Raw genomic sequence first — 22075 nt, forward strand, 5'->3', positions numbered from 1 at the left:
CGCATAAATGATTATTATTCGCAAAAACTAACATCCTTATCGGCTCGCCTCGGGCTGAATTTCCTATTGGTTGCAATGTCGGGCTTTCATTTCACTGCCGCACGGCGGTGGTTTTGCTATGGAGAAGTTATGAAAGCGAATAAAACAATGCAGTGGGCGCTGCGTCCGCTACTGGTGGCCACGGCGCTGCTGTCCTGCAGCGCGCTGCAGGCGGCGGAAACGCAGCCGCTCAATCAGCCGATCGCCAAAGGTGCCTACGAACTGGCCTTCAGCAACAGCGACAACGCGCTGTTCCTCGCCACGGCGCAAAACGCCGGCAATGCGCAGGGCGGTACCGTGTACCGTCTCGATCCGCAGAATCTGGCGGTGAAACAAACCATCAGCACTGAGCTGAAGACCTTTGGTGCCGCCATCAATCAGCACACCAACGTGCTGTACTTTGGCAACACGGTCAACGGTGCGCTGACGGCAGTGGATGCCAGCAGCGGTAAGGTGATCAACACGCTGGTGCTGGATGGCCGCAAGCGCGGTGATACGGTTCGTCCGCTGCAGCCGCGTGAACTGGTCGCGGATGCGCTAACCAATCGCGTGTACATCACCGGTCTCGGCGCGCAAAGCGTGGTGTGGGTAGTGGATGGCAAAACGCTACAGCTCATCAGCACTATCCCGAATACCGGCAAAATGGGCACCGGGCTGGCACTGGATGCTGCCGCGCAGAAACTGTATGTCACCAATGCCGATGGTGAACTGGTCACCATCAATACCCGCCTGAACGCGATTGAAAAGCGCCAGAAAATTGACGGTAATAAAGAGCACTTTTTCCTGAATATTGCGCTGGATAGCAAAGGCCACCGTGCTTTCCTCAGCGATGCGAAGCAGCCGCAGGTACTGGTGCTGGATACCCGGACACAGCAGGTGATTCAGCGTATTGAGGTACCGGAATCGCTGGCGGTGCTGTTCAATGCTGACCGTGACGAGCTGTATGTCACGCACCGTAAAGCCGGTGAGATCAGCATCATCGATGCCAGCAGCTATAAAGTGAAACGCACGGTGAAAGCGCCGGGCCTGCCGAACAGCCTGGCGCTCTCCGCCGATGGCAACACGCTGTTCGTCAGCATCAAGCAGCCGGGCTCACGCAAGGAACCGCCAAAAAACCCGGACAGCGTGTTACGCATCGCGCTGTAGGGCGTAATTATCCGAAACTCAGGGGCGACGTGTGTCGCCCTTTGCATTTCCGGCCTTGATCCCCCCTTTCCCGCCCGGCTTACGCTACCTTTAGGACGACAACACCTAAGGGGAGAGTGCAATGAGCCAGTTTTTTATGCATGAAAAAAACGATCTGGTGAACGAAGCGATCGAAGGCGTGTTACTCAGCACACCGTGGCACAACCTGACCCGTCTCGATCTGGGCGATGAGATTCGCGTGGTGGTGCGTTCGGACTGGGATAAAAGCAAAGTCGCACTGATTTCCGGCGGTGGCTCCGGCCACGAACCGGCGCACGCGGGCTTTGTCGGCAAAGGAATGCTGACCGCTGCGGTGTGCGGCGATATCTTCGCCTCGCCGAGCGTAGATGCGGTGCTGAACGCCATCGTTAACGTCACCGGTGAGGCGGGCTGTCTGCTGATTGTGAAAAATTACACCGGTGACCGGCTCAACTTTGGCCTCGCCGCGGAGAAGGCGAAAAATCTCGGTTACAAGGTGGAGCTGGTGATGGTGCAGGACGATATCGCACTGCCGGAGAACCCGCAGCCACGCGGCATTGCCGGCACCGTGCTGGTGCACAAAATCGCCGGCTTCGCTGCGGAGCACGGCCAATCGCTTGAAGAGGTTAAAGCGCTGGCGCAGCGCACCATCGACGCCACGTCCTCTATCGGCCTGGCGTTTGCCACCTGTCACATTCCGGGTGAAAAGCGCGACGATCGCGTGGCAGCCGGTCATAGCGAGCTGGGGATGGGCATTCACGGTGAGCCGGGCGTGATCACGCTGGATACGCAAAACAGCCGCAAAATTACCAGCATTATGACCGATCAGCTGGCGCAGGCGCTGCCCGACGGCAAACAGGCGCTGTTGATGATCAACAATCTCGGCGGCTTTTCCCAGCTGGAGCTGGCGCTGCTCACGCGCGAGGTACTGCAGTCGCCGCTGGCGGCACGCATCACCCATTTAATTGGCCCGGCAACCCTGGTCAGCGCGCTGGATATGAAAGGGTTTTCGCTGACGCTGCTGGCGCTGGAAGAGGCGTTTTTCGAGGCGCTGCATGCGCCGGTGCAGGTGCTGGGCTGGACGCCGATGTACGACTTTGCGCCCATCAGCCTGCAGCGCGCTGAACGCATCGGCAGCGTGCTGGATTTCGATCCTTCCGATAACGCTGAAGTGGCGCAGGTGGTTGAGCGCGTGACGCAGACGCTGATCGATCTGGAGAGCGAGCTGAATGCGCTGGACGCCAAAGTCGGCGATGGCGATACCGGCTCGACCTTTGCCGCCGGCGCGAAGAAAATCCAGCGCGGCCTGCGTGAACAGCAGCTACCGCTGGATGAGCTGCCTACGCTGCTGGCGCTGGTGGGCGAACAGCTGGCGACGGTGATGGGCGGATCGAGCGGCGTGCTGATGTCGATTCTGTTTACTTCGGCCGGACAGCAGCTGGAAGAGGGCAGCACGCTGCCGCAGGCGCTGATGCACGGGCTGGAACGGGTGAAGCACTACGGCGGCGCGCAGCCGGGACATCGCACTCTGGTGGACGCGCTGCAGCCGGCACTGGAGGCGTTAGCGGCCGGAGAGTCGCTGGCTGCGGCGGCGGCCGCTGCGCAACAGGGTGCCGACGCGACGGCGCAGATGCAGAGTGCGAAGGCGGGTCGTTCGGCTTATCTGAATCAGCAGAGTCTGGATGGCGTGAAGGATCCGGGCGCGTACGCCATCGAGAAGGTGTTTGCGGTGCTGGCGGGCTGAGGATGGGGCGGATGGGTGCGGAGTTCGCCCTCACCCTAACCCTCTCCCGCGGGCGGGAGAGGGGACTGTCCGGAGTGATGCTGAAGTCGCGCGCGCTTCTGCCGCCGAGCTTTTCCGCTTACTCCGAGGCTTCGCGCAGCATCTCGTCGTGCGGAATATCCTGCAGAATCTGCTCGAAGCTGCGCAGACGTTTATAGATCGACATCAGCGTAATCAGCGTGGACCACGAGGTGATCAGATACTGAAAGGAGGAGCGCACCTGGTCGAACACGTTGGTGATCTGGTTAAGCAGCCCCAGCGTGATGGTGCCCGCAACAATCGAGGGGAACAGCACGAACAGCCCGAACACATTGTCCACCTGCAGATAGAGAATGCGCGTGATGTTGAAATAGAGATAGTGGAAATAGAGGCGGAAATAGTTGTGACGCACGCGGCTGAAGAGCTCCTGCACCGTAGGCGGCGCGGCGCGCTGCGGATCGTCCTCGCCGTACACCAGTTCTTTACGGTACGCGGCTTCCACGCGCTGATTGCGAAACTCCAGCCCCGGCAGTTTAATCCCCACCAGCGCCAGCAGCGCGGTACCAAACAGCGACCACAGCAGCGCGGCGATCACCAGCGCATAAGGGATATTGCCGAGGATCGGTACTTCTTTCACGTGATGCGATAGCGTCACCAGCACCGGCAGAAACGCCACCAGCGTCATGATGGCCTGAATAAAGCTAATGCCCCAGTCCTGCAGCGTACTGGCGAAGCGCATGGTGTCTTCCTGCACACGCTGTGCGGCACCTTCTACCAGACGCAGGCGCTGCCAGTTATGCATGTAGTAGTTGTTCATCGCGGTACGCCAGCGGAACACCCAGTGGCTGACGAAAAACGAGTTCATCACGCCGATCACTACCGCGATCAGCGCAATGCCGAGAAACGCCAGTACCTGCACATAGAACTGATTGATGCTCACCGAGCCAGCTTTGGTCAGCGCCTGCTGAATCATGTCGTAAAACGGACCATACCAGGCGTTAACGCCGACGCCAACCTGCACGCCAAACCAGGTGACAAAGATAATCAGTAACGATCCCCATACCGACCAGCGCTGCCACGGATGGTTGTCGATGATGCGCCACACCAGCGCAAAGGCGCCGCCCATGATCCAGTAATAGGCATAAAACCACAGCTGGCTGGCGTGGATAAAGCGGCTGGCGTTGGTCGGCAGCGGCTGCTGCATCGCCGCCTGCAAAGCGGGAAAGCGCGCCGGAAAATCATTGAAAAAGCCAAACCAGGCAAAAATGGCAATCAGGCTCCAAATCGCGGCCGAGCTGAAAAACAGCGCCGGCCGCGGAAAATAGGACTTAAACATAGGCACTCCGCTGTTGTGTGTACTCTTTATACCGCTTCCGGCATTTATCTGTCTGTTGTCGGTTGTATCCGACGATGACAGCATCGCCGCATTTATGTAAAGCGGCAGAGTTAGTTGTTAAGTTTTTTGTGCTCATTTGTTTCGGGAAACTAAATTATTAACGGCGATGGTGTTACACTACGTCAACTGTTACCGGTAACAGTCTTGCTGTATCCCTTAAAACGCCAATAAAAATCATTACAACGCAACTACTTAACTTTCATGCCGCATTATATGCGGTAATGAGGCAATGTCATGTCAGAAGAAAAAAAGGGTCACACTCGCCGGGATTTCCTGCTGAGAACCATTACCCTGGCGCCGGCAATGGCGGTAGGCAGTACGGCGATGGGCGCACTGGTCGCGCCAATGGCCGCCGGTGCGGCAGCGTCGTCGGCCGCTGCGCCGCAGCAGGCGCGCGAGTATCAACCGGTGTGGTTTACCGCCGAAGAGTTTGCCTTCATCAAAGCCGCCGTGGCGCGCCTGATCCCCAACGATGAACGTGGTCCTGGCGCGCTGGAAGCCGGCGTACCGGAGTTTATCGATCGCCAGATGAATACGCCGTATGCCACCGGCAGCAACTGGTATATGCAGGGACCGTTTAATCCGGATCTGCCAAAAGAGCTCGGCTATCAACTGCCGCTGGTGCCGCAGCAGATCTACCGTCTCGGCCTGGCCGATGCCGATGGCTGGAGCAAACAGCAGCACGGCAAGGTATTTGCTGAGCTGACGCCCACACAGCAGGACGCGCTGCTGAGCGCCTTCGAAAACGGCAGCGCGCAATTCCCGCAGGTGCCGGCCAAAACCTTCTTCGCCTTTCTGTTGCAAAACACCCGCGAGGGCTACTTCAGCGATCCGATCCACGGCGGCAATCAGGGCATGGTGGGCTGGAAGCTGATCGGCTTCCCTGGCGCACGCGCCGACTTTATGGATTGGGTAGAGCGCGGCGAACGTTATCCGTTCCCGTCAGTTGATATTCGCGGCGAGAGGGCGTAACCGTGGCAAATGCGTTAAAAAAAGTGGATGTGGCGATCGTCGGTTTCGGCTGGGCCGGGGCGATCATGGCGAAAGAGCTGACCGAGGCCGGTCTGCATGTGGTGGCGCTGGAGCGCGGGCCGCATCGCGATACCTATCCGGATGGATCCTATCCACAGTCCATTGATGAACTGACGTATAACATCCGCAAAAAGCTGTTCCAGGATCTGTCAAAAAGCACCGTAACTATCCGTCACGATGCCTCACAAACCGCCGTACCGTATCGTCAGCTGGCGGCATTCCTGCCGGGCACCGGCACCGGCGGCGCCGGCCTGCACTGGTCGGGCGTGCACTTCCGCGTCGACCCGGTCGAGCTGAATCTGCGCAGTCACTACGAGCAGCGTTACGGCAAAAACTTTATCCCGGAAGGCATGACCATTCAGGATTTCGGCGTCAGCTATGACGAGCTGGAACCGTTCTTCGATCAGGCGGAAAAAGTGTTCGGCACCTCCGGCAGCGCCTGGTCAATCAAGGGCAAAGTGGTGGGCAAAGAGAAAGGCGGCAACCCGTATGCGCCGGATCGCTCCAGCGACTTCCCGCTGCCCGCGCAGAAGCGCACCTGGTCGGCCCAGCTGTTTGCCCAGGCGGCGGAATCGGTGGGCTATCACCCTTACGATATGCCGTCGGCCAACACCTCCGGTCCTTACACCAATACTTACGGCGCGCAGATGGGGCCGTGCAACTTCTGCGGCTACTGCAGCGGCTACGCCTGCTACATGTACTCCAAAGCGTCGCCGAACGTTAACATTCTGCCCGCGCTGCGCCAGGAGCCGAAGTTTGAGCTGCGCAACAACGCGTATGTGCTGCGCGTCAATCTGACCGACGATAAAAAACGCGCGACCGGCGTCACCTATCTGGACGGTCAGGGACGTGAAGTGGAGCAGCCGGCGGATCTGGTGATCCTCTCCGCCTTCCAGTTCCACAACGTGCATCTGATGCTGCTGTCCGGCATCGGCAAGCCGTACAACCCTATCAGCAACGAGGGTGTGGTCGGCCGTAACTTTGCCTATCAGAACATCTCCACGCTGAAGGCGCTGTTTGATAAAAACACCACCACCAATCCGTTCATCGGTGCCGGTGGCGCGGGCGTGGCGGTGGATGATTACAACGCCGATAACTTTGACCATGGTCCGTACGGCTTTGTCGGCGGTTCACCGTTCTGGGTCAACCAGGCGGGCACCAAGCCGATCTCCGGCCTGCCGACGCCAACAGGCACGCCGAACTGGGGCAGCCAGTGGAAAGCGGCGGTGGCGGATACCTATAACCATCACGTGTCGATGGATGCGCACGGTGCGCACCAGTCGTATCGCGCTAACTACCTCGATCTCGATCCCAACTACAAAGATGCTTACGGCCAGCCGCTGCTGCGTATGACCTTTGACTGGCAGGACAACGACATCAAAATGGCGCAGTTCATGATCGGCAAGATGCGCAAAATCACCGAAGCGATGAATCCGAAGATGATCATTGGCGGCGCGAAAGGGCCGGGTGCCCATTTCGATACTACCGTGTACCAGACCACGCACATGAGCGGCGGCGCCATCATGGGCGAAGATCCTAAAACCAGCGCGGTGAACCGCTATCTCCAGAGCTGGGATGTGCCTAACGTGTTTGTCGCCGGCGCTTCTGCCTTCCCGCAGGGGCTGGGCTACAACCCCACCGGCATGGTGGCGGCGCTGAGCTACTGGTCCGCTAAAGCGATTCGTGAACAGTATCTGAAGAACCCCGGCCCGCTGGTACAGGCATAAGGAACATGGCGATGATCAAAAGTTTAACAGCCCTGTTGCTGGGCACCCTGTCGTTCGCCGCGCTGGCGGAGGACACCGCTGCCGATGCGCTGGTGCAGCGCGGTGAGTATCTGGCGCGCGCCGGTGACTGCGTCGCTTGCCACAGCACCGCAGGCGGCAAACCGTTTGCCGGCGGCCTGCCGATGGCGACGCCGATTGGCACCATCTACTCCACCAATATCACGCCGGATAAGGCAACCGGCATTGGTGACTACAGCTATGACGACTTCCAGAAAGCGGTGCGTCATGGCGTGGCGAAAAACGGCGACACGCTCTATCCGGCGATGCCGTATCCGTCCTATGCGGTGGTCAGCGATGACGACATGAAGGCGCTGTATGCCTACTTTATGCACGGCGTGGCACCGGTGGCACAGGCTAACAAAGAGAGCGACATTCCGTGGCCGCTGTCGATGCGCTGGCCGCTGGCGATCTGGCGCGGCCTGTTTGCGCCAGATGTGAAGGCGTTCCAGCCGGCCGCGCAGGAAGATCCGGCGCTGGCGCGCGGTCGCTATCTGGTGGAAGGACTGGGCCACTGCGGTGCCTGCCACACGCCGCGCAGCTTCACTATGCAGGAGAAGGCGCTGAATAACGGCCAGGGCAATGATTACCTTGCCGGCAGCAGCGCGCCGATTGACGGCTGGACCGCCAGCAACCTGCGCGGTGACAACCGCGATGGTCTGGGGCGCTGGAGCGAAGCGGATCTGCAGCAGTTCCTGCGCTATGGCCGTAACGATCACACGGCGGCGTTTGGTGGCATGACCGAGGTGGTGCAGCACAGCCTGCAGTATCTCAGCGATGCGGATATCAGCGCGATTGCCCGTTACCTGAAATCGCTCGGCGCGAAAGATCCGTCTCAGGCGGTGTTCCGTGAGGATGACGCAGTGGCCCGGGCGCTGTGGAAAGGTGACGACAGCCAGCCGGGTGCCGGCGTGTATGTCGACAGCTGTGCGGCGTGTCATAAAACCGACGGCAGCGGCTATCAACGCTTCTATCCGGCACTGCGCGGGAATCCGGTGGTGATGGCAGAGGATCCGACGTCGCTGATTCACATCGTACTGGTCGGCGGCACGCTGCCGGTCGTGCAAGGCGCACCGACGGCGATCACCATGCCGGCGTTTGGCTGGCGTCTGAACGACAGCCAGGTGGCGGATGTGGTGAACTTTATCCGCAGCAGCTGGGGCAACGGCGTGCAGACCAAAGTCACGGCGAAACAGGTGGCGAAACTGCGCCAGGATGACAGCGTGCAGCCAAAACAGGGCAGCGCGGATATCCGGGTGCTGGAAAAGCAGTAAGCCTGTCTTAAGCATTACCTTCAGGTCATGACGCGGTTCATGACCTGAGGGGTGCGAAAAATCCCACTAAAATTCATTATTTTACGATTTTCCTTTCAGACGTTTCTTGTAAGAGATTTCTTCCCCCACGTTTAAAAATCCCTGCCGCTTATTAAGCGTTACTTTAACGATATTAACTTTAGCGAAAAGGATGACCCTATGTCAGTTGGCTATTACGACCCGACCAAACCGGGACAAGAAAATTTCGTCAATTCACCTTATCAGTACTGGAAAGGGGTGGTTGAAGATAAGAGCGTCAGCTATATCGAATTTGCCATTAACGGCCAGCTTTTTACTACGCAGGTAAACGCGGACGGTAGCTGGGAGTATCAGCTGCCGCTGCGGCTGGAGGAAGGTGGGCATAATCTCACCATCCGCTTTTTCGACCGGGCCGGCAACGCCGGGATTCCGGTTCAGACACGGCTGGAGGTCGATCTCAGCCCGCCCGATATGCCGGCGATTATGCGCGTACTGGATGATTTCGGACCGGTGCAGGGCCCGGTTGGCAACAAAGGCTTTACCGATGATAAAACGCCAGCCATTTCCGGTTATGCCGAGCCGGACAGCATTGTCCGCCTGTACAGCAACGGCGTGCTGATTGGTAGCGTGCAGGCGGCGAAAAATGGTCAGTGGACCATCACGCCGGAACTGAGTGACGGTGAACAGCGCCTGTACGTCACCGCCACCGATAAATTCGGTCAGGTCAGTTTTGATTCCCCGGTCTATACGCTTTACGTCAATTCGCCGCGCATCGATAAGCCGCAGCTGCTTGAAGTCTATGATAATGAAGGGGTGAACACCGGTGTGATCAAAGCCGGTAGCGCAAGCGACGATCGTAGCCCGCGCCTGAGCGGCAACGCGCCGCTGGACGCAGAAAACGTCATCATCTACGTCAACGGGGTACGCGTCGGCGTGGCACCGGTGATTGACGGGCAGTGGCGCTGGGAGAGCAACGTTGATCTGCTGGGCTACGGTGAAAACACCATTACTACCCGCGCGCAAAATAACCGTGGTGAGTTGAGCGATGCGAGCGAGCCGTTTACCTATACGGTGGTGCCCACCGCGCCGGTGAAGATTGAGTATGCGCTGGATAATTTTGGCACGGCACAGGGCAAACTGGAAAACGGCGCGCTGACCGATGACTTCACCCCCACGCTCAAAGGCACGGCGGAAGCCAACAGTATCGTCTACGTGTATGCCACACGCGAAAACGGCAGCTGGTGGCTGAAAGGCAGCACCCAGGCGGATGCCTTTGGCCACTGGCAGGTGGAAATCGCCCGACTGGATGGCGGTGCCGGCCCGTATCACTTCCAGGCCAGTAACAGCCCGACGCGCGATCCCGCTGCGCCGCTGTTCGACCTGTATGTGTCAGACAACGGCACCCGCCTGAAGCCCACCATCAACGCGGCGCACGATAATGTCGGGCCCGAGCAGGGCAAATTAATCAACGGCGCCACCACCGATGACATGGCACCGACGCTGCAGGGCAAAGCCGAAGCCAACAGCATGGTGTATATCCATGCGCGGCATATTGATGGCCACTGGGTGGTATTAGGCAGCGTTAAGGCCGATGCCTGGGGCAACTGGATAACGGAAGTGCGCGCGCTGCGCGGGGGATACGGCACTTATGAGTTTCAGGCTGCCAAAACTTTTGATCGCGACACCAGCGCCGAGGTGTTCAGTCTCAACATGGTGCCGGAAAAACCCGGCATCGTTTCTGCCTGGGATAATTTTGGCGCGCAGACCGGCGTGCTGCATCAGGGCGATGTCACTGATGACCTGACGCCAACGCTGAAAGGCCATGCTGCAGCAAACAGCGTGGTTTATATCTATGCCCGTCACGTGAACGGGGTATGGGTGACGCTCGGCAGCGCCGTTGCGGATGCTCATGGTCACTGGCAAAGCGAAGTGCGTGCGTTACGCGGCGGCTTTGGCAAATACGAGTTCCAGGTGTCAGACAGCCCGGTGCGTGACGCCGCCGCCGACGTTTTCGACCTGACGATTATCTCCGGCAAGACGGAGATTATTTCTGCATGGGATGATAGCGGACCAAAGCAGGGCCAGCTGAAAAGCGGTGATATCACCGATGATATGACGCCAACCCTGAAAGGCACGTCTGCACCCAATAAGGTGGTGTACATTTTCGGCTGCCATATTGAGGGCCACTGGGTATTAATGGACTCGGTCACAGCGGATGCTACGGGTAACTGGAGCTACCAGTCTTACGATCGCTCGCCGTGGAAAGGACTGACGCAATTTCAGGTCAGTGATAGCGCCATTCGTGATGTGAATGCGCCAACCTTTCTGCTGGAGATCAATGTCGATCCGCCAAAGGTCGATCACAAGGGGTTATTGTGGAATTTCAACGACGGCACCCAGCAGGGCTGGATCGCCAGCGGTCTGTATCACAAAAATGACAACATTGCGGTTAAGCGCTGGAGCGCAGGCAATTCCTCTTATGAGTTGGGTTCCATGACCAACGGTTCAAACACCAACGGGTTCAAAGGAGAAGTGGTTTATCGCTATATTCAGGTTGAAGCGGGTAAAACCTACCAGTTCGATTTTGATGGCTACCGTATTCCTGGCGGTAGCCTGAAACCGAAAATCGGTCTGGACGTTAATGGACAGAAAGTGATTCCCAACATGGGGCTGGATGCTGCCTGGAATCATTTCAGCGGACTGTATACCGCCAGCAAAACAGAAGTGGTTCGCGTGGCGGTAACCAATGAGGTTAATAACGGTAACGGCAACGATTTCGCTATCGACAACATCGGGGTTAAAGAAATCAGCCGGGTTCGTGGACAACCTGATCTGGTGAAAGACGCTAACGGTCATCCGCGCTATATCGATTTTAAAACCGGGGTCAGTTATACCATCGACGACAGTCTGAAAATGACGCTGATTAAAGGACCGAATATCGGCGGCGAGCAAAAAACGCTGAAGCATGGCGAAATCATTGTTGGCCGTGGCGGCCAGATGAAGCTGGATTTCGACGGCGTGGCGGAGAAAGTGGTGCTGAAATCGGATTATGTGCACAGCAAAGGCAATTACATCGATTTCTATGACACGCAAGGTAAATTGCTGCACAGCTATGAGCTGAAGGCGCATCCTGGCACCCTGCGAAGCGACATTGTCGAGTACCACGCCCCGGCCGGTAAGCTGATCGGTTCAGCCGTGGTGCGCGTCAATCCGGCAGAAGTGGATTCGGTGAACAATCCGGGCGGCGTGCGCATCAGTGACGTTGAATGGGGCATGCATGATGATCATGTCGGTATCACCGCCTTTGATGTTCCTGCCGTCATCACCCTGGGCGATGAATTCGCCGTTTCCCTGAGCGATGTGCTGGCGCAGGGCAAGCAGGGCAGCACCATCGATATGACGGGTCACGGCAAAAACGTCCTGAGCGTAGCGGTTGACGATATCCTGCAGGTTGGAAGTCAGGATCTGTTCGTGAAAGACGGCAAAACCCAGTTGCTGATCAAAGGCGATGCGCAGGACGTGGTAAAACTGGATGACATCCTCGGCGACGGCGGTGACGTGGGCGATTGGGTGAAACAGCAGGGCAGCACCACGGTGGCTGGCGTGAAATATCAGGTTTACAGCCACAGCGGCGTCGATGCCGACGTGCTGATCCAGGAAGGGGTGAAAACCGAACTGGTGTAAATCTGGCGGGGGCGGAAACGCCCCCAAAAGTTTGCACCAGGACGTAGCGGCGCGATTTATCGCGCGATGAATCGTGCCGCTCCAAAGAGTGCGCATTGCCGGGCTAAACCGGCCGCCGCTCACCCTGCGCCCATCCGGTTTAAATGTTCTCCAGATCCAGCCCCCGTGTCTTCGGCCCGTAAATCCCGACCGACAGCATCACCATCAGCATACTCAGCACGATAAACACGATCACTCCCTGACTGCCGGCATACTGCAGAATCAGGCCAATCAGAATACTGCTGAAAGCGGTCGACAGCCGGCTGAATGAATAGCAGAAGCCGACGGCGCGCGCACGAATGTGCGTCGGGAAGATCTCAGTCTGATAAGCGTGATAGCTGAAGGTGAGCCAGGCGTTGCTGTAGGTGATCAGGAAACCGCACACCACCATCAGCAGCGGGTTGCTGGTCAGCGCGAACAGCGTGCCGAACACCACCGTCATCAGTGATGAAAAAACGATCTGCCATTTGTTTTCCAGCCGGTCGGCGTAGCGGCTGCAGATCAGCGAGCCGAGCGGATAGGCCAGCGTGATGAAAAAGGCGTACAGCAGGCTGTGGGTAACGGTGGCGCCCTTACCGGACAGCAGCGCCGGCAGCCAGTTACCGAAGCCGAAGAAGCCAATCGCCTGGAAGAAGTTCATCACCACCAGCATCAGCGTACGCTGGCGATAAGCCGGTGCCCAGATTTCGCTAAAACGCCCTTTTTTCGGCAGCTGTACCGCCGCATCACGCTGAGAGAAATCGTTTCCCGGCGCAATGCCGCAGCGTTTTTCCATCTCGCTCAGCACCCGGTGCGCGTCCTGATGCCGCCCCTGCTGCGCCAGCCAGCGCGCCGACTCCGGCAGGTTTTTCCGGATAAACCAGATCACCAGCGAGCACAGCGCACCGGCGATCACGACCCAGCGCCAGCCTTCGAGGCCGAGCAGGGTTTGCGGTACCAGCCACCATGACATCAGCGCTACCGTCGGCACCGACAGGAACTGAATGAAAAAAGAGAAGGCAAACGCGCGGCTGCGCAGATGGGCCGGCACCCACTCCGACAGATAGGTATCGATGGTCACCAGCTCGACGCCCAGACCGATTCCGACCAGAAAGCGGCACAGAATAATCATCTCCGCGCTGTGCTGGAACGCCATCAGCAGTGAGAACGCACCGTACCACGCCAGCGCGCACATAAAGGTCAGGCGACGGCCGAAGCGGTCAGCATAGGGCGTCAGCAGGCTGGCACCGACAAACAGGCCGAGAAAAGTCGCCGAGGCGAACGCCGCCTGATCGGCGATACCAAACACGCCAGCGGTGCCGGTGTGGAACACGCCTGCGGCGACCAGCCCAGCGCTGATGTAGCCGGTTTCAAACAGATCGTACAGCTCGAAGAAGCCGCCGAGCGCCAGCAGCGTAATAAAGCGCCACAGCCCGGCGGAAGAGGGCAGAGCGTCGATGCGCCCGGCCAGCGTCTGGCGTTCGGTCGCGATGCGATCGGTCGCCACCCCTGTCGAATAGGTGGTTGTCATTATGATTGTTACCTCGGTGTTTGCAGGATCCGCCCGGTGGTGGTTTGTCAGAAATCATTAACCGTTAGCAAGCGAAGAAATAGCAGAATAATCAATTCGTCCGGGGTTGCCGAGAGGCGCAGCGGTGACATTTTGGCAACGTGCGTTGCAGTTCACAGAAAGCGGTACGCCGTCCATGGCGCCAGGTCAGGGCAGATGCGGATAAACGCCCGGACCGATGGGCAGGCCCAGCAGATACCACACCAGCAGCAGCGCGATCCACGTCACAAAGAACACCAGCGGATATGGGAAGATCAGCACGTAATAGGTGCCGAGCTGCGCGTCTTTTTGATAGCGCTGCAGGAAACCGAGGAACAGCGGCAGAAACGGCGACATCGGCGCCAGCGGCAGCACGGCGGAATCGGCGATGCGGAAAATCATCTGGGCAAACGCCGGGTGAAAGCCGAGCAGCATAAACATCGGCACAAACACCGGCGCGAGGATCGACCAGATCGCCGAGCCGCTGGCGATAAACATGCACAGAAACGCCGAGAGGAACATCAGGCCGAGAAAGGCCGGCGCACCGCTGATGCCGGCGCTCTCCAGCATATCGGTCAGGCCGATGGCCATAAACTTGCCCATGTTGCTCCAGTTAAAGAACGCCACGAACTGCGACAGCGGAAATACCATGACGATAAAGCCGGCCATGCTCTTCATCGGATCCACCAGCAGTCGGGGGATGTCGTCAGCGCGGCGAATCTGCTGCGTCACCGCGCCATAGGCAATCGCCACCACAAAGAAGAACAGGATGATGATCGGCACGATGCCCTGAATAAACGGCGAAGGGATGATGCCGCCGGTTTTCGGGTTGCGCAGCGGCGCATGCTCCGGCACCACCAGCAGCGCCATCACGCCGATGAACACCAGTGCGGCGAGACCGGCCGCCTTCAGGCCGCGATTCTCCTGCGCCGTCAGCGGTGGCAGGCGATCGTGATGGCCGCTGTTCCAGACGGGCAGGCGCGGTTCGACAAATTTATCGGTCAGCAGCGCGCCGGCCACAGTCAGTACGATGACCGAGCTGGCCATGAAGAACCAGTTATCGATCACGCTGACGTGGACCGTGTCGCTGACCGCTTTGGCGGCCTCTGTACTGATGCCGGAGAGCAGTACGTCGGTGGTGACGATCAGCAGATTCGCGGTAAAACCCGACGCGACGCCGGCAATCGCCGCCAGCAGGCCCGCCACCGGATGACGCCCGACGGCAAGGAAGATCAGCGCGCCGAGCGGCGGCATCACCACCAGTGCGGCGTCGGAAGAGATATGGCTGAAGAACGCGATAAACAGCACCATATAGCTGGCGTAGCGACGGCTGACGCGCGACGCCATCTTCACCATCAGCGACTGCAGCAGGCCGACTTTTTCCGCCAGCCCGGCCCCGATCACCAGCGCCAGAATGGAGCCCAGTGGGGTGAAGCCGCTGAAGTTTTTGATGATGTTGGGCAGGATCCACTGAATGCCCGCCACGCTCAGCAGGTTATTGACCCGCACCAGTTCGCCATTGGCCGGATTTTTAACAGCCACATCGAGGCTGCTGAGAAGCGCGGTGGCGATCATCAGCACCACGATCAGGTAGACAAACAGTAAGAACGGGTTCGGCACTTTGTTGCCGACCCGCTCAATCCAGCTGAACAGCTTGCCGGGGCTGCGATTTTCGGTCATCACTTCCATCGGTAGATCCTCGTCATGTTGTATTTGCATGCCCGGAAGGGCTGTTATTTTTTATTTTTTTATTTACTGCTTCCGCATGTGTTGCGGAGTGACCTTTCACACCAGCCTGTAGCGGCGCAATTTATTGCGCGTCTTGTTAAACCCGCGCGATTAATCGCGCCGCTACGGGCCAGTGCGCTTCGCTTTATAATGTCGATGGCTGCACGCCGGCCGGAATCGGGCACACGTACGGCTGCTCACGGCGCACGCGGTCAAACTCTTCACGACAGCGCGCCAGCGCGGCGGCATCGTGCAACAGCGTCAGCGCGGTGGCGGCCAGCACTTTGGCGGCGAGGCACATCCCTTTGTGGGCAATCGGCGTGCGGCCCTGTGCCACCAGCTGCCAGGTGTGCAGCGGCGTGCCGAAGGCAAAGCAGGGGGCAAAACACTGCGCCGTCGGCGTTACCCAGCTAACATCCCCAACGTCAGTTGAGCCGTACAGCAACTCTCGCGTGACCGCATACGGCGCTACCTCATCCATCAGCACTTTATCCCCCAGCGCCTCAGCCCAGGCGATACCCGCTTCGCCGCCGGTGCGCGCCGCATTCAGTCGCGCGTTACGCAGATCGTCTTTGCTCAGCGTGGCGCGGATCTCTGCCGCAAACGCCTGTTCCTGCGCGCTGTAGTGCGGCAGACCAAAAAGGTGCAAATTACGTTCCATCACCGCTTCCAGCGCGCGGTTGGGCACATAGTTGGAGCAGGCTTTATCAAAACGTACCGTCATCTGCGTATCGGTCATCAGCGCCGCGCCTTTGGCGATGTTGATCACGCGCTGGTAGATATCCTGGGCCTGGTCGAGCTGCGGCGCGCGAATCAGGTACAGCACTTCGGCATCGGCCTGCACCACGTTGGGCGATACGCCGCCGGTTTGGGTGACCGCATAGTGCAGGCGCGCCTCCTGCACGATGTGCTCGCGCAGGAAATTTGCGCCGGTATTCATCAGCGTCACCGCGTCCAGCGCGCTGCGCCCGAGATGCGGCGAGTTAGCGGCATGCGCTGCCACGCCTTTGAAGTGAAACGCCGCCTGAATATTGGCGAGGGTGCTGAGGTTGAACATGCCGCTGAAGCCTTCCGGGTGCCAGGTCACGGCAGCATCGACATCATCAAACAGCCCCTCGCGCACCATAAAGGTTTTACCCGAGCCGCCCTCCTCGCCAGGGCAGCCGTAAAAGCGCAGCGTGCCGCGTCCGCCCTGTTCTGCCCACCAGGCTTTGATGGCGAAAGCGGCGGCCAGGCCGGCGGTACCGAGCAGGTTGTGGCCGCAGCCGTGACCGTTGCCGTTTTCCACCAGCGGGCTGGGCGTGGCGCAGCCCGCCTGCTGGCTCAGGCCGGCCAACGCATCAAACTCGCCGAGGATGGCGATCACCGGCTGGCCGTGGCCGATTGAGGCGATAAATGCGGTATCGAGACCGCCGACGCCGCACTCGACCTCAAACCCCTCCTGCGCCAGCGCATCGGCCAGCAGCGCAGACGATTGCGTCTCTTCGAAACGGGTTTCCGGCACGTCCCAGATGGCATCGCTGAGGGCACTGAAGCGCGCCTGATGCTGGTCGATATAGCGATCGATAAAGTCGTGTGCGCTCATCGGGCACCGCCGAATTGCGTCTGGTTAAGCGCCAGCGTAGCCAGCATCTGCACGGCAGTAGCCATCACCGCTTCATCAAAATCGAACCGCGCATTGTGGTGGCCCGCCGCCAGCTCGCAGCCGAAGATGACGTAAGACGCCTGGCCGCCGCGCTGCTGCACGCGCTCCATCATATAGGTGGCATCTTCGGAACCGGCCGCCTGCTGTTTGCTGTCTATCACCGAACTGAACAGACCCAGCGCTTCGGCCTGCTGATGGATAAAACTGACCCACGCCGGGCTCGGCGTGCAGCTGCGTGCACCGCCCATCAGCGTGACCTCGTGCTCAACGCCGTACATCGCCGCGGCACCGGCAATCACGCGCAGCGCCTGCTGATAGATATCGTCATTAACCTGATTACTCGCGCCGCGCGTTTCCACCTTCATCAGCGCAACATCCGGCACTACGTTGCGTCCGCTGCCGGCCTGTAAGACACCAACGTTAACGCGCGCCACGCCGCCGCTGTGCTGTGGCAGAGTGTGCAGCGCCAGCGTAGCCTGCGCCGCCGCCAGCAGTGCGTTGCGTCCCTCTTCCGGTTTGCCACCGGCATGCGCGCCGACCCCGGTAAAACGCACGTCCAGTTTGGTCGTGGCGAGAAAGCTGTCACTGCCGCAGACGATCTCGCCCGGCGGCACGCCGGTTCCAAGGTGAATGGCGGTGAACAGATCGACATCATCAAGCACGCCCGCGGCCACCATGGCTTTGGCACCGCGTACGCCTTCTTCCGCCGGCTGAAAAATGAGTTTTATGCGACCGCTCAGCTGGTGCTTCATCGCCATCAGCACGCCCGCCAGCGCCAGACCTATGGTGGTGTGACCGTCGTGGCCGCAGGCGTGCATCATGCCGGGATTGCACGAGGCGAAGCCTTCGCGCGTCGGCAGGTGATCGGCGGCGGCGCTTTCCGTCTGGTCGAGCGCGTCCATATCAACACGAAAGCCCATCACCGGACCGGGACGTCCGGTGTCCAGCGTTGCCACCACGCCGCAGAAACCGCCGGAGAAGTGGGGCAGCCACTGTGGCAGCGCGCCCTGCTGCAGCGCCCGCGCTTCCTGCTGCGCCAGCACTTCAGCAGACGGCAGGCCCATGCGCGCATCGGCATCAATCACCTCACGGCCCAGCTGCAGCTGATAACCAAGACGATGCAGCTCTTCCGCCACCAGCGTGGCGGTGCGGAACTCCAGCCAGCCGGATTCAGCATACTGGTGCAGGTCGCGGCGCCATGTCTGCATCTGCGGTATCCGCGCGTTGACGAGGTCGGAAAGGGTGTTCATCGGCTGTTCCTTAGTGTTGGTTTTTTATGCATTCAACCGAATCTACACAATGGTATTAGGGCGCATAAGATGCGAATATCTTGTGACCGATAGACAACGGTTATCACCTGATCATGGCGGCCAATCTCAAACTTCATCAGCTGCGCGCCTTTGTTGACGTGGCGCGCCAGGGCAGTATTCGCGCCGCCAGCCGGCTGTCGGGCCTGTCACAGCCGGCGTTAACCAAAGCGATTCAGGAACTGGAACTGGCGCTGGGGGCGCGCCTGTTCGAGCGTCGCCAGCAGGGCGTGATGCTGACCGATGTCGGTGAAACCTTTTTTCGTCATGCCTGTCTGGTGCTGGAGGAACTGCGCGTGGCGCAGGAGGATATCCAGCAGCGGCTCGGTCTGGCCGGTGGCAAAGTGAATATTGGGGTGGGCGGCAGCATTGCGCGTACCGTGATGCCGCAGGTGATAACACAGTTTCATCGTGAATATCCACTGGTGAAAGTGCGTATCGTGGAGGGCCAGCTGGTGTCGATGGTGCATGAACTGCGTCAGGGCGCGCTGGATTTCACCATCAATACCTACGACCGGCATCACTTCGATCAGGAGCTGATTTTCGAGCGGCTGATGCAGCGCGAGTATCAGGTGGTGATGCGTAAAGGGCATCCGATGGCGCATGCGCGCTCGCTGGCCGAGTTGCAGCACTGCGACTGGACTATGCCGACACCGCAGGGCAGTTATTACCGACTGCTGCATGACCTGTTCGGTGAGCGCGGCATGGCACCCAAAATCGCGGTGACCTGCGAGACCTTTATGGCCTGCACCAGCCTGGTGGCGAAGAGTGATTTTGTCAGCATCATTTCGCGCGACGTGATTGAAGACCCTACGCACGGCGGGCAGCTGATCGCGCTGGATCTCGACGATCCGCTGCCGAAAGCCACCTTCTATCTGATTCAGCGTAAAGACACCGCGCTGACGCCGATGAGCGCTTACATGGCGCAGCTGTTCCGCCGCTACTGCCAGCCGTGACGGGCGAAAAACTGCATCGTCTACACTTTAGGTGTACGACACGCGTTAACGCACTCTCAACGGAGGTTACGATGCAGGTGAGTCCTTATTTATTTCTCTACGGCCGCTGTGAAGAAGCCATTGCCTTCTATCTGGAGGCCACCGGCGGCGAAATTCTGCAAAAAATGACGTTTGGCGATATGCCGGAGCAGGGCGAACAGGTGGGCGATCGGTCGGCGCCGCCGCTGCCGCCGGAAAAGATTATGCATGCGCATCTGCGCATTGGTCAGGGCGAGCTGATGCTGAGTGATGGCAATACCGCCCAGCCACCGGCGTCCGAACATGCCGGTTATGCGGTGAGCCTGGCCACGCCAGATGAAGCGGAGGGTAAAGCCTGGTTTGATAAGCTCTCTGCGGGCGGCAAAGTGACCACTGAATGGCAGAAAACCTTCTGGTCGAACGGCTTCGGGATGTTTATCGATAAGTTTGGCATCCCATGGCGCATCAACGTGGTGAAGCCACAGGCGTAACAGACTGGCGTGGCCGCGATGGTGAGCGGCCACGCCGGAAGTGGTTTAGAAGTTGTAACCCACCACCAGGTAGTAACCCCAGCCGGTTGATTTCACTTCAAACGGACCGTTGCCGAAGTTGAGCTCCTGGCCATCAGCCCACTGGCCGCCGTTGTGGAAGTAACGCGCCACGGTAGAGACATGCCAGTGATCGTAGTTCAGCGACAGAATGTGGCTGGAGGCAATCGAGTTGCTGGTGCGCGAGCGGTCAGACTTGTCACGCAGATCGGAACCCCAGTCAAAGTTGGTGAAGCCGATATAACTCAGCTTGCCGCCCCACAGATCAGTGATCGGCACAAAGTATTTCACCTTGAAGCGATAACCATCCCAGCTGTTTTCGTTCGCCGCACCGTAGTTTTCCCACTGGTATTTCGCGTACACGTTCAGTGACAGGCCGATATCGCTATGGGTATCGATGTCAGTACCCAGACCCATATACCAGGTGTTCTGACGGCTGTCGCTGTTGCGACCCATGTCGTAGATGTAGTTGTTAGCGAAGTACCACTCTTTGAACGGTCCGAACGCCAGGCTGGTGCCGGTCAGCTTATCGATGGAGAAGCGTGGCTCAATTTCCATGAACATCGGCGAACCGTGGTCAAAAATACCGTTGGCATTGCTGTTACCCACGCCAAAGAAGTTGGTCAGGTCAAGGTAGCCGTAGAAATCAAACCAGTCCTTTTTAGTAAAGGCTTCGTATTCGAGATACACATCATTGTTGAACTGAGGTCCGAAGCGGGTGTGATAACTGCCTACCACGTTCACGCTCTGATGCCACCAGTCAGAAAGGTACTGCGGATCGCTTTCCGCCGCCTGTGCGGCGCCGGTCCAGCTACTGGCCAGTAAGGCCCCTGCTATCAACGTTTTAAATTTCATTATTTTTTAACCACTTGCTCGTGATCGCCGCGCAAATGCTGCGATCGGGTGAAATCGATCCCAGGGGATGGGCAGTGTGCTGTTGTCGCCGGTCTGACGCGCCGGATTTTCAGGCCCGCGTAATGTGCCTGTAACAGAGCGATAGAAAATAGATTTTGATCACGTTTGTCAAAAAGTGTTGCATTTGGATTCAGTAAATATGTGAAGTTGATCACATAAAGGCCGTGTAACGAACGGAACCCCGCAACCGTTTACGTTGTCGGGATTATGCGGAACCTTGTCTGAACCCGAAGAGAGAGGTGTAATTGCCTTCGTTGGACCGACAGTGATTTGCCAGACAGGGTTAAACGCCAGCTTTCACCGACACTCTGTTGGCTCGACCTGAAATAATTTCCGTGCATCAGCGATGCCAGTCCGCGTTGTAATTAAGGATTGAGCTATTTAAACTTTGATGCGCTGCGCGCATTGATTTAAATTTTCAGCTAACGCTTCCATATAGCCCGCTCCGAAGGCGGACTTTGATGGGTATGAAAGGGTGAAGAGCTGTTGACCGATAAGCGGATCATTTTTCCCGTTATTGACATCACCTGCTTTATGAGGCACTAAGTCACAGCGTATCGGTCAGTCAACGAAAAGGACAAGGATGAAGCGAGATAAAACTAAGCCGCAAGATGCGGGTAAACTGCTGCGTAAGACGAAACGGCTGAGGCTCTGGAGTATTATTGGCGGCGCTGCCGTGGGTATGCAGACCCTACTGAATGTGTTCACCGGTCCGGAAGAACCCGCAGCGCTTCTTTTTCACGTGATTCTGGCTGTTGGCTGTATTGGATATGGTCTGTCACTGACACCCCGTATACGTAGCCTTTCTCAGACTGAAGAGGCTACAAAATGAACAATATCGAATTTGAAGAGACACTTGCCAGAAACGGCTTCACCGGCAAAGATATTGCCGCGATACGACAATACCTGGGGGAGGATGGCGCAACGTATTCATCATTGCTTGGAGAGTTGAGGAGACGATTTATCGTTTTTTGTGTCCTGCTTGCGATTTTGACTTCCGTATGGATATTTTATATTTTCACTGGGGATAAAGCAGAGATTTTGTCATATTCTTTTACGATGCTGGTCGTCATCCCTATAATTTATTTTATGACACCCATGAAGCTGGGTTTCAAAGCATTCATGTTTAAAAAGAAACTTTAATTTTCTTTCATGTCATTGTGAATGGATCTTATAGACATTGAGTCATGATATATTCAATGTCAGGAAAAAAAGACGCATGTTTTTATATCTCTGAC

At 58.2% G+C, this 22075-nt stretch carries 16 protein-coding genes; 10 read left to right on the forward strand and 6 right to left on the reverse strand.

What is annotated here, in order from left to right; all coding sequences use genetic code 11:
* Nucleotides 1–129: 129 nt before the first annotated feature.
* Nucleotides 130–1185, forward strand: a complete 1056-nt coding sequence (locus tag F3J36_RS11920; RefSeq protein ID WP_166719771.1) for a YncE family protein — start codon at nt 130–132, stop codon at nt 1183–1185.
* Between the two features lie 121 nt (nt 1186–1306).
* A complete protein-coding gene (locus F3J36_RS11925) occupies nt 1307–2947 on the forward strand; it encodes a dihydroxyacetone kinase subunit DhaK (RefSeq protein ID WP_166719772.1) in 1641 nt (546 codons plus the stop codon).
* Between the two features lie 118 nt (nt 2948–3065).
* On the opposite strand, the gene sbmA is transcribed toward F3J36_RS11925, so the two are convergent.
* Complete coding sequence (gene sbmA, locus F3J36_RS11930; RefSeq protein WP_021507809.1) at nt 3066–4301, reverse strand: peptide antibiotic transporter SbmA; 1236 nt, start codon at nt 4299–4301, stop codon at nt 3066–3068.
* A gap of 294 nt (nt 4302–4595) precedes the next feature.
* Here sbmA and F3J36_RS11935 point away from each other — a divergent pair, with 294 nt between their 5' ends.
* From F3J36_RS11935 to F3J36_RS11950, 4 genes are all read left to right on the forward strand, one after another.
* On the forward strand, nt 4596–5333 hold the full coding sequence (locus tag F3J36_RS11935; protein WP_058780874.1) for a gluconate 2-dehydrogenase subunit 3 family protein: 738 nt from the start codon (nt 4596–4598) through the stop codon (nt 5331–5333).
* Between the two features lie 2 nt (nt 5334–5335).
* A complete protein-coding gene (locus tag F3J36_RS11940) occupies nt 5336–7120 on the forward strand; it encodes a GMC family oxidoreductase (RefSeq protein ID WP_021507807.1) in 1785 nt (594 codons plus the stop codon).
* 11 nt (nt 7121–7131) lie between these two features.
* On the forward strand, nt 7132–8451 hold the full coding sequence (locus F3J36_RS11945; RefSeq protein ID WP_166719773.1) for a cytochrome c: 1320 nt from the start codon (nt 7132–7134) through the stop codon (nt 8449–8451).
* 198 nt (nt 8452–8649) lie between these two features.
* Nucleotides 8650–12153 carry an Ig-like domain-containing protein gene (locus F3J36_RS11950; RefSeq protein ID WP_166719774.1) on the forward strand — a complete coding sequence of 1168 codons (3504 nt, stop codon included), beginning with the start codon at nt 8650–8652 and terminating at the stop codon, nt 12151–12153.
* Between the two features lie 139 nt (nt 12154–12292).
* Here F3J36_RS11950 and F3J36_RS11955 read toward each other — a convergent pair whose 3' ends face one another.
* From F3J36_RS11955 to F3J36_RS11970, 4 genes are all read right to left on the reverse strand, one after another.
* The gene (locus F3J36_RS11955; RefSeq protein WP_166719775.1) at nt 12293–13702 is read right to left on the reverse strand and encodes an MFS transporter; all 1410 of its coding nucleotides are present in this window, start codon (nt 13700–13702) and stop codon (nt 12293–12295) included.
* A gap of 186 nt (nt 13703–13888) precedes the next feature.
* Complete coding sequence (gene abgT / locus F3J36_RS11960; RefSeq protein ID WP_058759275.1) at nt 13889–15409, reverse strand: p-aminobenzoyl-glutamate transporter; 1521 nt, start codon at nt 15407–15409, stop codon at nt 13889–13891.
* Between the two features lie 184 nt (nt 15410–15593).
* Nucleotides 15594–17033 carry a M20 family metallopeptidase gene (locus tag F3J36_RS11965; RefSeq protein WP_166719776.1) on the reverse strand — a complete coding sequence of 480 codons (1440 nt, stop codon included), beginning with the start codon at nt 17031–17033 and terminating at the stop codon, nt 15594–15596.
* Nucleotides 17030–18343 carry an amidohydrolase gene (locus F3J36_RS11970; protein ID WP_059011921.1) on the reverse strand — a complete coding sequence of 438 codons (1314 nt, stop codon included), beginning with the start codon at nt 18341–18343 and terminating at the stop codon, nt 17030–17032. Before F3J36_RS11970 ends, F3J36_RS11965 begins: the two co-directional genes overlap by 4 nt.
* Before the next feature lie 113 nt (nt 18344–18456).
* Between F3J36_RS11970 and F3J36_RS11975 the strand changes: the two genes are divergently transcribed.
* A complete protein-coding gene (locus F3J36_RS11975) occupies nt 18457–19356 on the forward strand; it encodes a LysR family transcriptional regulator (protein WP_058770043.1) in 900 nt (299 codons plus the stop codon).
* A 71-nt stretch (nt 19357–19427) separates the two neighbouring features.
* Nucleotides 19428–19865, forward strand: coding sequence for a VOC family metalloprotein YjdN (gene yjdN / locus F3J36_RS11980; RefSeq protein WP_058774910.1), 438 nt, complete (start codon nt 19428–19430; stop codon nt 19863–19865).
* A gap of 45 nt (nt 19866–19910) precedes the next feature.
* Here yjdN and F3J36_RS11985 read toward each other — a convergent pair whose 3' ends face one another.
* The gene (locus F3J36_RS11985) at nt 19911–20777 is read right to left on the reverse strand and encodes a nucleoside-specific channel-forming protein Tsx (RefSeq protein ID WP_021507798.1); all 867 of its coding nucleotides are present in this window, start codon (nt 20775–20777) and stop codon (nt 19911–19913) included.
* 643 nt (nt 20778–21420) lie between these two features.
* Between F3J36_RS11985 and F3J36_RS11990 the strand changes: the two genes are divergently transcribed.
* Together F3J36_RS11990 and F3J36_RS11995 are read left to right on the forward strand one after the other, a co-directional pair.
* Nucleotides 21421–21669: a hypothetical protein gene (locus F3J36_RS11990; RefSeq protein WP_166719777.1), complete on the forward strand. Its 249-nt coding sequence runs from the start codon at nt 21421–21423 to the stop codon at nt 21667–21669.
* The gene (locus F3J36_RS11995; protein ID WP_166719778.1) at nt 21666–21980 is read left to right on the forward strand and encodes a hypothetical protein; all 315 of its coding nucleotides are present in this window, start codon (nt 21666–21668) and stop codon (nt 21978–21980) included. Before F3J36_RS11990 ends, F3J36_RS11995 begins: the two co-directional genes overlap by 4 nt.
* Nucleotides 21981–22075 lie beyond the last annotated feature (95 nt).

It is taken from the genome of Pantoea sp. Cy-640, assembly GCF_011752635.1.
Classification (GTDB): domain Bacteria; phylum Pseudomonadota; class Gammaproteobacteria; order Enterobacterales; family Enterobacteriaceae; genus Pantoea; species Pantoea dispersa.

Coding starts and splice junctions, on each gene's coding strand:
- F3J36_RS11920 (WP_166719771.1), top strand. CDS start 130: ATGAAAGCGAATAAAACAATGCAGTGGGCGCTGCGTCCGCTACTGGTG.
- F3J36_RS11925 (WP_166719772.1), top strand. CDS start 1,307: ATGAGCCAGTTTTTTATGCATGAAAAAAACGATCTGGTGAACGAAGCG.
- sbmA (WP_021507809.1), bottom strand. CDS start 4,301: ATGTTTAAGTCCTATTTTCCGCGGCCGGCGCTGTTTTTCAGCTCGGCC.
- F3J36_RS11935 (WP_058780874.1), top strand. CDS start 4,596: ATGTCAGAAGAAAAAAAGGGTCACACTCGCCGGGATTTCCTGCTGAGA.
- F3J36_RS11945 (WP_166719773.1), top strand. CDS start 7,132: ATGATCAAAAGTTTAACAGCCCTGTTGCTGGGCACCCTGTCGTTCGCC.
- F3J36_RS11950 (WP_166719774.1), top strand. CDS start 8,650: ATGTCAGTTGGCTATTACGACCCGACCAAACCGGGACAAGAAAATTTC.
- F3J36_RS11955 (WP_166719775.1), bottom strand. CDS start 13,702: ATGACAACCACCTATTCGACAGGGGTGGCGACCGATCGCATCGCGACC.
- abgT (WP_058759275.1), bottom strand. CDS start 15,409: ATGGAAGTGATGACCGAAAATCGCAGCCCCGGCAAGCTGTTCAGCTGG.
- F3J36_RS11965 (WP_166719776.1), bottom strand. CDS start 17,033: ATGAGCGCACACGACTTTATCGATCGCTATATCGACCAGCATCAGGCG.
- F3J36_RS11970 (WP_059011921.1), bottom strand. CDS start 18,343: ATGAACACCCTTTCCGACCTCGTCAACGCGCGGATACCGCAGATGCAG.
- F3J36_RS11975 (WP_058770043.1), top strand. CDS start 18,457: ATGGCGGCCAATCTCAAACTTCATCAGCTGCGCGCCTTTGTTGACGTG.
- yjdN (WP_058774910.1), top strand. CDS start 19,428: ATGCAGGTGAGTCCTTATTTATTTCTCTACGGCCGCTGTGAAGAAGCC.
- F3J36_RS11985 (WP_021507798.1), bottom strand. CDS start 20,777: ATGAAATTTAAAACGTTGATAGCAGGGGCCTTACTGGCCAGTAGCTGG.
- F3J36_RS11990 (WP_166719777.1), top strand. CDS start 21,421: ATGAAGCGAGATAAAACTAAGCCGCAAGATGCGGGTAAACTGCTGCGT.
- F3J36_RS11995 (WP_166719778.1), top strand. CDS start 21,666: ATGAACAATATCGAATTTGAAGAGACACTTGCCAGAAACGGCTTCACC.